General features: G+C 61.8%; 12 protein-coding genes. 9 read left to right on the top strand and 3 right to left on the bottom strand.

Translation table 11 applies throughout. The features are described 5' to 3' along the window. Positions 1-34 precede the first annotated feature (34 nt). Positions 35-352, top strand: a complete 318-nt coding sequence (locus tag OE856_RS07750; RefSeq protein ID WP_263715509.1) for a DUF3775 domain-containing protein — start codon at positions 35-37, stop codon at positions 350-352. A gap of 3 nt (positions 353-355) precedes the next feature. Here the strand turns inward: OE856_RS07750 and OE856_RS07745 are convergent, their stop codons facing one another. Both OE856_RS07745 and OE856_RS07740 read right to left on the bottom strand, forming a co-directional pair. Further along, positions 356-1,060 (bottom strand): response regulator transcription factor, encoded by a 705-nt coding sequence (locus OE856_RS07745; protein WP_263715508.1) that lies wholly within the window; start codon positions 1,058-1,060, stop codon positions 356-358. Further along, positions 1,057-2,985, bottom strand: a complete 1,929-nt coding sequence (locus OE856_RS07740) for a PAS-domain containing protein (RefSeq protein ID WP_412174871.1) — start codon at positions 2,983-2,985, stop codon at positions 1,057-1,059. Before OE856_RS07740 ends, OE856_RS07745 begins: the two co-directional genes overlap by 4 nt. A gap of 193 nt (positions 2,986-3,178) precedes the next feature. On the opposite strand from OE856_RS07740, the gene OE856_RS07735 reads away from it, so the two are divergent. From OE856_RS07735 to OE856_RS07705, 7 genes are all read left to right on the top strand, one after another. After that, the gene (locus OE856_RS07735; protein ID WP_263715507.1) at positions 3,179-5,149 is read left to right on the top strand and encodes a long-chain fatty acid--CoA ligase; all 1,971 of its coding nucleotides are present in this window, start codon (positions 3,179-3,181) and stop codon (positions 5,147-5,149) included. Continuing rightward, on the top strand, positions 5,146-5,964 hold the full coding sequence (locus OE856_RS07730) for an ABC transporter ATP-binding protein (protein ID WP_263715506.1): 819 nt from the start codon (positions 5,146-5,148) through the stop codon (positions 5,962-5,964). Before OE856_RS07735 ends, OE856_RS07730 begins: the two co-directional genes overlap by 4 nt. A gap of 56 nt (positions 5,965-6,020) precedes the next feature. Continuing rightward, a complete protein-coding gene (locus OE856_RS07725; RefSeq protein ID WP_263715505.1) occupies positions 6,021-7,025 on the top strand; it encodes a branched-chain amino acid ABC transporter permease in 1,005 nt (334 codons plus the stop codon). Continuing rightward, a complete protein-coding gene (locus OE856_RS07720) occupies positions 7,025-7,282 on the top strand; it encodes a hypothetical protein (RefSeq protein WP_263715504.1) in 258 nt (85 codons plus the stop codon). The genes OE856_RS07725 and OE856_RS07720 overlap by 1 nt, the downstream gene beginning before the upstream one ends. Further along, entirely contained in the window at positions 7,282-8,358 is a 1,077-nt protein-coding gene (locus OE856_RS07715) for a branched-chain amino acid ABC transporter permease (RefSeq protein WP_263715503.1), read from the top strand. Before OE856_RS07720 ends, OE856_RS07715 begins: the two co-directional genes overlap by 1 nt. Positions 8,359-8,452: 94 nt before the next feature. Further along, the gene (locus tag OE856_RS07710; RefSeq protein ID WP_263715502.1) at positions 8,453-9,736 is read left to right on the top strand and encodes an ABC transporter substrate-binding protein; all 1,284 of its coding nucleotides are present in this window, start codon (positions 8,453-8,455) and stop codon (positions 9,734-9,736) included. Positions 9,737-9,856: 120 nt separating this feature from the next. Continuing rightward, positions 9,857-10,681, top strand: coding sequence for an ABC transporter ATP-binding protein (locus OE856_RS07705; protein ID WP_263715501.1), 825 nt, complete (start codon positions 9,857-9,859; stop codon positions 10,679-10,681). Between the two features lie 14 nt (positions 10,682-10,695). On the opposite strand, the gene OE856_RS07700 is transcribed toward OE856_RS07705, so the two are convergent. Next, positions 10,696-11,526 carry a hypothetical protein gene (locus OE856_RS07700; protein WP_263715500.1) on the bottom strand — a complete coding sequence of 277 codons (831 nt, stop codon included), beginning with the start codon at positions 11,524-11,526 and terminating at the stop codon, positions 10,696-10,698. A gap of 117 nt (positions 11,527-11,643) precedes the next feature. Here OE856_RS07700 and OE856_RS07695 point away from each other — a divergent pair, with 117 nt between their 5' ends. Further along, positions 11,644-12,867: a phenylacetate--CoA ligase family protein gene (locus OE856_RS07695; RefSeq protein ID WP_263715499.1), complete on the top strand. Its 1,224-nt coding sequence runs from the start codon at positions 11,644-11,646 to the stop codon at positions 12,865-12,867. Positions 12,868-12,912 lie beyond the last annotated feature (45 nt).

Genomic DNA, 12,912 nt, shown 5'->3' with positions numbered 1-12,912 from the left:
CGCGACAGTGGGGAAAACAACAGCGGAGTCGATCATGCTGGAAATCAGCCCTCGCAAAGTCGTTCACATCATTTTTCAGGCGCGCGAAAAGAACTGGGCCGAGGCCGAGCTGCATGCCTTTATCGACGCGCTGAACGAGGATGAGCAGGCCAGCCTGACGGCCGTGGCCTGGATCGGCCGCGATACCTATGACCCCGAGGACCTGGACGAGGCGATCGAGATGGCCAAGATGGAGGCCACCACCCCCACCGCCGACTATCTGATCGGGATGCCGCTGTTGGCGGATTACCTGGAGGAAGGGCTGGAACGGCTGGGTGTCGATGTCGCGGATGAAGAAGAAGATTTCCTTTAGGCGTCAGCCCCAGCGCACAGTGCCCAGAAAGATATAGCCCGCCCCGTAGATCGTCTTGATCAGGCGCGGGTTTTTCGGGTCTTCGCCCAGCTTTGTGCGCAGGCGTGAGATGCGCACATCCATCGCCCGGTCAAAGCTGTCGCCCGCCGCGCCGCCCAGGGTTTCCTGCATCTGCGCGCGCGAGATCAGGCGTTTCGGGCTGTCCAGGAACAGGCGCAGAACCTCGCCCTCGGCATGGCTAAAGGGCACCTCGTCGCCATCGGGGGCGGTCAGGATGTAGCGGTCGAAATGGGCCGTCCAGCCTTCGAAATGGGCGATCATCGACTGGTTGCTGCCGCTGTCGCGGCTTTTGCGCAGACGGGCCCGCACGCGGGCGACGACCTCGGCGGGATCAAACGGTTTGATGATGTAATCGTCGGCGCCCAGATCCAGCCCGGTGACCTTGTCCTGCACCTGGGCGCGGCCCGAGATGATGATGATCGACGCGCCCGATTCCAGCGCCAGCCGGTGCACCAGCGCCAGCCCGTCGCGGTCGGGCAGGCCCAGGTCGACCAGGCAGACATCGGGGGCGGTACGGGCCAGGGCGGCCTCGAATTCGGTCGCGCGGGCAAAGGTGGCGGTGCGGAACCCGGCATCGCCCAGGGCCTCGGACAGCATCTGCCGGATCTGTGGTTCGTCATCCAGAATGGCGATCATGGGGGCGGTCATTGGGCGGTATCCTGTGTCAGAAAGGCCTGAAGGGCGTCGGCATCAAAGGGCTTGCGCAGCACCGGGTAACGGTCGGATGCGGCGCGCAGGCGGTCGTCGGATGGCGGCAGCGAGCTCATCAGCAGGCGCCGGGCCGGGTGGGCGCGCGCGGCCAGGGCATCCAGCAGGTCAGCGCCGGTTTTCTCGCCGGTCAGCATCATGTCGCTTAGCGCCACGTCGATGCCGGGCAGATCGGCCAGGGCAAGGGCCTCGTCGGCGCTGGCGGCCTCGATCACGGCATGGCCCTGGGCGATCAGGTCTTCGCGCACGGCCTCGCGGATGTCGGGGTTGTCTTCGACCAGCAGCACCAGGCTGGGTCCGGGGCCGGTCGTGGGGCGGCGCAGCGGCAGGCGCAGCGACACCATCGCCCCGCCATCGGGCGCGTTCGACAGGGTGCAGCGCCCGCCGGCCAGTTTGGTCAGGTCATAGACCACCGACAGGCCCAGGCCCGAGCCCTCGCCGCCCTTGGTGGTAAAGAACGGGTCCAGCGCGTGTTTCAGCGCCTCGCCTGAAAAGCCGGGGCCGGTGTCGCGCACGATGAATTCGATCCAGGTGTCGCCATGGGTCTGGGTTTGCAGGGTGATCTGGCCCGGCTGTTTGCCGATCGCGTCGCGGGCGTTGAGCACCAGGTTCAGCAGCGAATCCTGCAAGCCGCCGGCGTCGATCAGGATCGGCGTATCCAGCGGCGCGGGCCGGATATCCAGCGTCACGCCCTCGGGTAGCGAGGCGTTGGCCATGGTGCCCAGCTCTGACAGGAAGGCGTCGATATCGGTGGGTTCGGGCCGCATCTGGCGCTGGCCCGAAATGGATGCGATCCGGTCAAGCAGGATACCGCCGCGCCGGGCGGCGGCCTGGGTGGCGGCGACCAGATCCAGCGTGGTCTGGTCGGGCACCTGCCGTTCCAGACGGCTTTGCAGGCCCAGGATGATGGTCAGCAGGTTGGCGAAATCATGGGCCAGGCCCGAAGTCAGCTGGGCCGCCAGTTCGCGCTTGCGGGTCTGGGCCAGCGCGGCGCGGGCCTGGGCCTCTTCGGTGACATCGGTTGACAGGATATAGACACCGATCACCGCGCCATCTGGGGCGACCTCGGGGGTCAGGGCGACGCGGATGCGGCGGCCGCTTTCCTCGTGGTTGAACTCGACGATATTGGCCTCTCCGGCCAGGGCGCGCTGCATATGCGGGTTGATCTTGCTGAACGCCTCTTCGCCCAGGGCATCGATCGTGGTCATATCCAGGATATCGCTGGGCCGGCTGGGCATCACCGCGCTGAGGCGGCGGTTCGAATAGGTATAGCGCCCGTTGATGCCGACATGGGCGATATGGGCGGGCATCATCTCGGTGACGGTGCGGGTCCGGGCCTCCATCTCGATCAGCTGCTGTTTGGTTTCGGCCAGCACGGCGTTGGTCGAGGCCAGCTCTCGGTTGGTCTGGGCCAGCTTCTCGGCATGGCTGAGCAGCTGATCCGACAGTTCGGCCGAGCGGATTCGCAGCAGCCGTTCCTGCAGCTTGATGCTGGTGATGTCGGTATAGACCGTGACCCAGCCGCCATGGGGCAGGGGGCTGCCCTCGACCGAGATGGTGCGACCGTTGGCGCGGGTGCGCTCCATGTAATGGGCCTCGAACGCCTGGGCCTGCTTGACGCGTTCGGCCACAAAGGCGTCGGCATCCTCGACCGGGCCGTATTCGCCACGGGCCAGAAGAAAGCGAATTGTATCGTCGAACCGGGCGCCGGGGGTGACGAATTCGGAGGGCAGATCGAACATCTCGCCGAATTTGCGATTGCAGACGGCCAGCGTCAGATCGGCGTCATAGATCGACATCGCCTGTTGAATAAGGTTCAGGCCGGCATCGGTCATGCGCGCGCGGCTGTCTGGGTTCATCGCCATAGGTTCCTCCTGCGCCATGGCTAGCACCCGAAGACGGGCGCGAAAAGGGCGGGGCGCAGTTGTTACAATTTGTAAGAATTAGGAAAAAGTCACGAAATGTTTGACCTTCATTGAGAACATGTCACCTAATGCCGGAACGGGAATCGAAGAACCCCGTTCTGCAAGCCGGAAAACGGCACAGGGAGGAGAGAACTTGGTCAGCGAAGCAACGCCCTCGGGCGATTTGTGTTCTATTCCGGCGCTCCTGGCTCGGAACGCAAGAACTTACGGTAATAGCCCCGCCTATCGGGAAAAAGAATTCGGGATCTGGCAAAGCTGGAACTGGGCTCAGGTCGCGGAAGAAACCCGCGCCATGGCTCTGGGTTTCCTGGCGCTGGGTCTGAATCGCGGCGATCACGTCGCGGTCATCGGTCGTAACCGTCCGGCCCACTACTGGGCCATGGTCGCCGCGCAGATGTGCGGGGCCGTTCCGGTTCCCCTGTATCAGGATGCCGTCGCCGAAGAGATGGAATACGTGTTGCAGCACTGCGGCGCGCGTTTTGTCGTTTGTGGCGACCAAGAACAGGTCGACAAGGTTCTGGAAGTGCAGGACAGCCTGCCGAACGTCGAGCAGATCCTGTACAACGACAAGCGCGGGATGCGGAAATACGATCACTCGCACCTGAACTGGCTGGATGATGTTTCTGCCGAAGGTCGCGCCGGTCATACCCGTCTGGACGCCGAGCTGGATGCCCGCATCGCCGAGCTGACCTATGACCACACCTGCGTGATGCTCTATACCTCGGGTACCACCGGCAAGCCCAAGGGCGTGGTTCTGTCGAACCGCAACATCATCGAGACCGCCAAGAACTCTTCCGAGTTCGACAACCTGCGTCACACCGACGAGGTTCTGGCCTATCTGCCGATGGCCTGGGTTGGCGACTTTATCTTCTCGGTCGGTCAGGCCAGCTGGACGGGGTTCTGCGTGAACTGCCCGGAAAGCGCCGAAACCATGATGACCGACCTGCGCGAGATCGGCCCGACCTACTACTTCGCGCCGCCGCGGATCTTTGAAACCATGCTGACCAGCGTGATGATCCGCATGGAAGACGCGAGCCCGTTCAAGAAACGCCTGTTCGACAAGTACATGGCCGTCGCCCGCAAGGTCGGTCCGGCCATTCTGGACGGCAAGAACGTAACGGGTGGCAAATTCGCCTACTGGCTGGGCAACCTGTTCATCTTTGGGCCGCTGAAAAACACGCTGGGTCTGTCGCGCGTTCGCGTGGCCTATACCGCCGGCGAAGCGATCGGCCCCGAGATTTTCGAGTTCTACCGCTCGCTCGGGATCAACCTGAAGCAGCTGTATGGTCAGACCGAGGCCAGCGTGTTCATCACGCAGCAGCCCGATGGTCAGGTGCGCAACGACACCGTTGGCGTTCCCAGCCCGGGTGTCGAGGTTCGCATCGGCGACAACGGCGAGGTCTACTATCGCAGCTCGGGTACCTTTGTTGAGTATTACAACAACCCCGAAAGCACCGCCGACACCAAGGATGCCGAAGGTTGGGTTGCCACGGGTGACGCGGGCTTCTTCGAGGAAGGCACCGGCCACCTGCGCATCATCGACCGCGCCAAGGACGTGGGCAAGATGGCCGATGGCAGCCTGTTCGCGCCGAAATATGTCGAGAACAAGCTCAAGTTCTTCCCCGATATCCTCGAGGCAGTGGTTCTGGGCAACGGTCGCGACATGTGTACCGCGTTCATCAACATCGACCTGACCGCCGTGGGCAACTGGGCCGAGCGCAACAACATCGCCTATGCGTCCTACCAGGAACTGGCCGGCCACCCGCGGGTGCTGGACACGATCCAGGCGCATGTCGAAGAGGTGAACAAATCGGTTGCCGAAGACACGATGCTGTCGGGCTGCCAGATTCACCGCTTCCTGATCCTGCACAAGGAACTGGACCCCGATGATGGTGAGATGACCCGTACCCGTAAGGTGCGCCGTCGGATCATCGAAGAGAAATTCGCCGACCTGATCAACGCTCTCTATGACGGCTCGGACTCGGTCTACACCGAGACCGAAGTCACCTACGAGGACGGCCGCAAGGGCAAGATCAAGGCCACGCTGTCGCTGCGTGACGCCAAGGTGGTGGACACCAAGAACAAGAGGATGGCAGCGGAATGAAGGACACAACCGAAGGATATGTGACCGCAGACGGCCGCCAGATCGGCGGGGTTCTGATGGAGATGAAGAACATCACCCTGCAGTTCGGTGGTGTGAAGGCGATCACGGACATCTCGTTCGATATCCGCGAGGGCGAAATTCGCGCCATCATCGGCCCGAACGGCGCTGGCAAATCGTCGATGCTGAACGTGATCTCCGGGTTCTACGTCCCCACCGTGGGCGAAGTCTGGTTCCACGGCAAAAAGCGCCCGCAGATGAAACCCTATCAGGTTGCCCAGCAGGGCATCGCCCGGACGTTCCAGAACATCGCCTTGTTCAAAGGCATGAGCACGCTGGACAACATCATGACCGGACGCATGACCATGATGAACACCAACCTGGTCACTCAGGCCATGTGGTGGGGCAAGGCGCAGCGCGAGGAAAGCGAGCACCGCGAGAAGGTCGAAAAGATCATCGACTTCCTCGAGATCCAGGCCATCCGCAAGACGCCCGTTGGCCGTCTGCCCTATGGTCTGCAAAAGCGGGTCGAGCTGGGCCGCGCCCTGGCTGCCGAGCCCAAGCTGCTGCTGCTCGATGAGCCGATGGCCGGCATGAACGTCGAGGAAAAAGAGGACATGAGCCGCTTTATCCTGGATGTGAATGACGAATTCGGCACCACGATTGCACTGATCGAACATGACATGGGCGTCGTCATGGACCTGAGCGACCGCGTGGTCGTGATGGACTATGGCAAAAAGATCGGTGACGGCACCCCTGACGAAGTTCGCAACAACCAAGAGGTCATCGACGCCTATCTGGGGGTCGAACATGACTGATTTCATCATGCAGAACGCGTGCAAAACGATGCGCATGAACGGCGGGGAGGGAACCCATGTCTGATAACCTGATTTTCGCGATGGAAGTCACGCTGAACGGTCTGATGGCCGGCGTGCTTTACGCTCTGGTCGCCCTTGGCTTCGTTCTGATCTACAAGGCCTCGGGGATCTTCAACTTTGCCCAGGGTGTTATGGCGCTGTTCGCGGCGATGACCCTGGTGGGTATTCAAAAGGGTCAGGTGCCCTTTTCCCACCTGATCAACGCAATTCTGGGCACCGAGTTCCACTATTTCGGTTGGACCATGCATTCGTTCCTTGCGATTGCGCTGACCGTGGTGGTGATGATCGGGCTTGCGCTCGCGGTCCAACAGCTGATTTTCCGACACCTTGTCGGCCAGGAACCGATCATTCTGTTCATGGCGACCATCGGTCTGGCCTATCTGCTTGAAGGTCTGGCCGACCTGATGTGGGGTTCGGAAATCAAGACCCTGAACGTCTGCTTGACCGGTGATACCTGTCTGCCGCAGGGCCTGAACGCGACGATCGACTCGATCACGTACAATATCTTCGGGTACGGTTTCTTCATCGACAACCTCGACATCACGGCAACCGTCGTTGCGGCGATCCTGGTGGCGGCGCTGGTTGCTTTCAGCCAGTACACCAAGCAGGGCCGCGCCATGCGCGCTGTGGCCGATGACCACCAGGCCGCGCTGTCGGTAGGCATCTCGCTGAAGTTCATCTGGGTTCTGGTCTGGTCGATCGCCGGTTTCGTGGCTCTGGTCGCGGGCATCATGTGGGGCGCCAAATCGGGCGTGCAGTTCTCGCTGTCGCTGATCGCGCTCAAGGCTCTGCCGGTGCTGATGCTGGGCGGGTTCACCTCGATCCCGGGCGCCATTGTCGGCGGTCTGATCATCGGTGTGGGTGAGAAAGTGTTCGAATTCGCCATCGGCCCGATGGTCGGCGGCGCGACCGAGAACTGGTTCGCCTATGTTCTGGCGCTGATCTTCCTGGTGTTCCGTCCCCAGGGTCTGTTCGGCGAAAAGATCATCGAGAGGGTGTGATGTCCAAACTGATCGCCATTACCAATATCATTGCCTGGTCCGGCTTCTGGGCCTTCGGCTACCTGGCGCTCTCGGCCGAGATCGAGAACTCTGGCCAGCTGATCACCGCGGTGATCCTGGCCGCGCTGGGGGCGGGTGTCGGACTGTGGGCCTATGCCATGCTGATCCGCCACTCGGAAGACACCGGCTATGCCAAACGGCCCAAACGGGCCTATCCGACCACTGAAGCAACTTATCAATTTGGGGGGACCGTCTGATGTTTTACCGTGAGGCAGGCGACTTTAAAACGTCCTATACGGATGACAGCCAGACTTTCCCGATCAAGTTCGACCGAATCCGCTACTACGCGGTGCTGGCCGTCGCGTTCGGTATCATTCCCTTCATCATCAACGACTACTGGGCGAACGCCGTTGTCGTGCCGTTCCTGATCTATGCGATTGCTGCGATCGGCCTGAACATCCTGACCGGCTATTGCGGGCAGGTGTCGCTGGGTACCGGTGGTTTCATGGCGGTGGGCGCCTATGCCTGCTACAAGCTGATGACCTCCTTCCCGGACGTGAGCATCGTCTTTCATGTGATCGGTGCCGGCGCCATTACCGCCTTTGTGGGTGTGCTGTTCGGCCTGCCGTCGCTGCGGATCAAGGGGTTCTACCTGGCCGTGGCCACGCTGGCGGCGCAGTTCTTCCTGGTCTGGCTGTTCAACAAGGTGCCGTGGTTCTACAACTACTCGGCTTCGGGTCAGATCAGCGCCCCCGAGCGCACCGTGTTCAACATCGCCGTGACCGGTCCCAACACCGACGCCTGGGCGAAATACCTGATCTGCCTGGTGTTCGTGGTGGCCGTGGCCTGGATCGCGCGCAACCTGACCCGCGGCACCGTCGGCCGCAGCTGGATGGCCATTCGCGACATGGACATCGCGGCCGAGATCATCGGGGTTAACCCGCTCAAGGCCAAGATGACCGCATTCGCCGTGTCGTCCTTCTTTATCGGCATCTCGGGCGCGCTGTTCTTCAGCGTCTATCTGGGCGCCGTCGAAGTCGGCGAAGCCTTCGGCATCAACAAGTCGTTCCTGGTGCTCTTCATGGTCATCATCGGCGGCCTGGGTTCGATCTTCGGTTCGTTCGCTGGCGCGGCCTTCCTGGTGATCCTGCCGGTGCTGCTCAAGAACGTGCTGGTTGGCGGCATGAACTGGCCGATCGACATCGCGGCTCACCTCGAGCTGATGGTCGTCGGTGGTCTGATCATCATCTTCCTGATCGCAGAGCCGCACGGGCTGGCCCAGCTGTGGCGCGTGACGAAAGAGAAGCTGCGGCTTTGGCCCTTCCCGCACTAAGCGGAAAACAAGTTCGGCGGAGCACGAACAAAATCGTGCCCGCCCCCTGCAAATGCGGGATCCATCGGAAACCATTATGGGAGGAAATCAACCGATGAAAACGAAACTGGCAACCCTGGCTCTGACGGCGACTATGGTCGCAGCGCCTGCGATGGCGGACCTTGTGTTCCCGTCGCTGTCCTATCGCACCGGCCCCTACGCCGCGGGCGGTATCCCCTACGCGGACGGTTATGCCGATTACTTTACCCTGCTGAACGAGCGTGACGGCGGTATCGGTGGCGTGATGGCCAAGGTCATCGAATGCGAGACCGGCTATAACACCGAAAAAGGCGTGGAATGCTACGAAGCCACCAAGGGCGAAGGCTCGCTGGTGTACAACCCGCTGTCGACCGGCATCACCTACCAGCTGATCCCCAAAGTGACCGCTGATGGTATCCCGCTCTACACCCCGGGTTACGGCCGTACCTCGGCTGCGAACGGCAAGGTGTTCTCGAACGTCTTCAACTTCCCGGCCAACTACTGGAACGCGGCGTCGCTGGCGATCAACCACCTGCTGGAAGTCAACGGTGGCGATCTCAAAGGCAAGAAGATCGCGCTGCTCTACCACAACTCTGCCTATGGCAAAGAGCCGATCCAGACCCTGGAACAGCTGTCGGCCAAGCATGGTTTCGAGCTGGTCACCATCCCGGTTGACCACCCCGGCCAGGAACAGAAGTCGCAGTGGCTGCAAATTCGTCGCGAAAAGCCCGACAACGTTCTGATGTGGGGCTGGGGCGTGATGAACCAGGTCGCGATCCAGGAAGCCGCGAACATCCGTTACCCGATGGAAAACTTTATCGGTGCGTGGTGGTCGGGTGCTGAACACGACGTGGCCCCGGCTGGTGCCAACGCCACCGGCTATAAGGCTGTGACCTTCCACAACGTTGGTTCCGACTTCCCGGTGTTTGACGACGTGCAGAAATACGTTGTCGATGCTGGCAAGGCTGCCGGCGCTGGCGACAACATCGGCAAGGCTCTCTACAACCGTGGTTTCTATGCCGCGATGCTGATGGCCGAAGCTGCTCGTTCCGCTCAGGAAGCGACCGGCAATGCCGACATCACCGCCGCCGACATGCGTAACGCGCTGGAAAGCTTCTCGATCTCCGAAGAGCGTATGGCCGAACTGGGCATGCCGAACTTTGGTCCGGCCTTCGAAGTGAACTGCGCCAACCACGGTGGCCCCGGCACCGGTGCGATCCAGCAGTGGGACGCAGCCGCCGGCAAGTGGTCGCTGATCTCTGACTTTGGTCCGTCGGACATGGACGTGATCCAGCCGCTGATCGATGCGGACTCGGCTGCCTATGCTGCCGAAAACAACATCTCCGAGCGCTGCAACTAAGCAGTTCGTAGATCTTTCCCCGGCCTGACCCGGGGAACTCCTCCGGCGCGGCTCCCGATCGCCGCGCCGGAGACCAGATACGCCAGATGGCGACCATGTGATAAAGGGAAGGCCCTACAGATGCTGGACAGCACCGCTACCAAAGAGACCCTTTTGGAAGTCAATAACATCGAGGTGATCTACAACCACGTGATCCTCGTGTTGAAAGGCGTCAGCCTGAGTGTTCCCAAAGGCGGTATCACCGCCCTGCTGGGGGGCAACGGCGCCGGCAAGACGACCACCCTGAAGGCCATCTCGAACCTTCTGCATTCCGAGCGCGGCGAAGTGACCAAAGGGTCGATCCACTATCGCGGCGATCGCGTGCAGGATCTGAGCCCCTCTGACCTGGTGTCGCGCGGCGTGATCCAGGTGATGGAAGGCCGTCACTGCTTCGAACACCTGACCATCGAGGAAAACCTGCTGACCGGCGCCTATTCGCGCAAGGATGGCAAGGGCGCCGTCGCGGCCGACCTCGAGATGGTCTATAACTATTTCCCCCGCCTCAAAGAGCGCCGCAAATCGCAGGCCGGCTATACCTCGGGCGGTGAACAACAGATGTGTGCCATGGGCCGCGCTCTGATGAGCCGCCCGGAAACCATTCTGCTGGACGAACCCTCGATGGGTCTGGCCCCGCAGCTGGTGGAACAGATCTTCGAGATCGTGAAGGCGGTGAACGAGGGCGAAGGGGTTAGCTTCCTTCTGGCCGAGCAGAACACCAACGTCGCGCTGCGCTATGCCCACTATGGTTACATCATGGAATCGGGCCGCATCGTGATGGATGGCCCCGCCAAGGAACTGCGTGAAAACCCGGACGTGAAAGAATTCTACCTGGGTATGTCGGACGAAGGCCGCAAGAGCTTCCGCGACGTGCGGTCGTACCGCCGCCGCAAGCGCTGGCTGGCCTAATGACGGCTTGCGTCTCAGTCTTGCCGCATGGACGCCAGCAGTTCGGCCCGCAGCTCTTCGATCCGTTCCAGCGCCTCGGCGCGGGTGTTGCGGATATTGGGGCGAAAGTCCTGACTTTCGGCGCGCAGGCGAATGTCTTCTTCGGTTTCGGATCCGGGCGAAAACCGGACCGAGCCCAGAGAAGCCGCAATATTGAGACGCTTACCGCGCGCCGCGAAGGACACCCAGGCTTCGGGGTAGATCTCGCAGTTCTCGTAGTTGATCAGAAAGAACCACTTGCGGTCCGAGGCCTTGATCGCCTCTTCGAGGTAATCGTAAAGCGTGTTCACGTCGGTCGAGTGGTGGAAGATCAGGTTGCTGAGATCGGCCTCCATGATGACCGGTTCCTCGTGAAAGGTGACGCGGCGGGCGATGTCGTCGCGGCCAAAGCTGGGAACATGGTTCAGCTTGCGCAGCCGCTGCGACGACAGTTCACCGATCCGGGCCAGGGCGCTTTCGCGATCGGAAAAAAGATTGGGATCAAAGGCATCGGTCTTGGCCGCGCGTTCGATCTGGCGGCGGGTTTCCTCGCTGGCATCAAAGCGGACGCTGCCTTGCGAAAAGGCCAGGTTCAGCTCTTTGCCGCGACGGCTGAAGGCGAACCAGGCAGAGCTGTCGATGCGCATACCCGAGTAGTTGACCAGAAAGAACCATTTCGTTTCACCGGTCTCGGCCACGCGTTCCTCGATGCGATCGTAAAACCGGTTCACCTCGGCCGAGCTGTCAAAAACAATGTCGGAAAAATCGACCTCCAAGATCTCGCGTTCGTCGTCGAATGTAATCCGGGGGTCGTACTGGGTAGGCATCCGTGTCTCCTCACATCACCAGATGAACTTACGTTGCGTAACACGAAATTTGCCGCGGACCTAACGCGGAGTGCCCATGTGCGGAATTCCGCGACGGGTTGAAGAAGGAGAGCCTGAATGACTCGCTATTTCGATCAGCTAGAGACCCGCAGCGCCGACCAGCGCGCCGCCGATCTGGCCAAGGCGTTGCCCGAGCAGATCGCGCGCGCGAAATCCGCGCCCGGCCTGGCAGAGATCCTTGGCGATGTCGATCCGGCCTCGGTCACCTCGGTCGAGGCGCTGGCCGCGCTGCCGGTGATCCGCAAGTCCGAGCTGAGCAAGGGCCAGGCGAAAAGTGCGCCTTTTGGCGGGTTTACCACCTGCGATGCCACCGATTTCGACCACATCTTTCAGTCGCCCGGCCCGATCTATGAACCGGGCCGCGTCAGCAATGACTGGTGGCGCCTGGGCCGGTTCCTCAATGCCTGCGGCGTCGGCAAGGGCGATATCGTGCAGAACTGTTTCGGCTATCACCTGACCCCGGCCGGGATGATCTTTGAAAACGGCGCCCGTGCCGTTGGCGCCGCCGTGCTGCCCGCCGGCACCGGCCAGACCGAGCTGCAGGCCCGCGCGGCCCATGACGTGGGCGTGACCGCCTATGCCGGCACGCCCGACTACCTGAAACTGATTCTCGACAAGGCCGACCAGATGGGCCTGGCCCTCAAGATCACCAAGGCCGCCGTGTCGGGCGGGGCGCTGTTCCCGTCGCTGCGCCAGGAATATGCCGATCGCGGCATTACCTGCCTGCAAGCCTATGCCACCGCCGATCTGGGCTGTGTCGCCTACGAGACCCCCGCGATGAACGGAATGGTCGTCGATGAGGGCGTCATCGTCGAGATCGTCACCCCCGGCACCGGCAACCCGGTTGCCCCCGGCGAGGTGGGTGAGGTCGTCGTGACCACGCTGAACCCCGATTATCCGCTGATCCGGTTTGCCACGGGCGATCTGTCGGCGGTGATGCCGGGCGACAGCCCGTGCGGCCGCACCAACACCCGCATCAAGGGCTGGATGGGCCGCGCCGACCAGACCACCAAGATCAAGGGCATGTTCGTCCGCCCCGAGCAGGTGGCCGATTTCGTCGCCAAGCATTCCGAAGTGGCCCGTGCCCGTGTCATTGCCAGCCGCGAAGGCGAGATGGACGTGATGACCGTGCAGGTCGAAAGCGATGCGACCGACCCCGCGCCCTATGCGGCCAGCGTGGCCGAGTTGCTGAAACTGAAAGGCAAGATCGAGATCGTCGGCAAGGGCAGCCTGCCCAATGACGGCAAGGTCATCGACGATCAGCGCGATTATGGTGGTTGATATTCCATAGCAGCACGCCAAGTGCTTTCGTAATGTCAGGAGGAT

It is taken from the genome of Actibacterium sp. XHP0104 (genome assembly GCF_025751515.1).
GTDB lineage: Bacteria > Pseudomonadota > Alphaproteobacteria > Rhodobacterales > Rhodobacteraceae > Actibacterium_D.
Note: the sequence above shows the minus strand (reverse complement) of the source record. Positions and strands in the feature narration are given on the sequence as shown.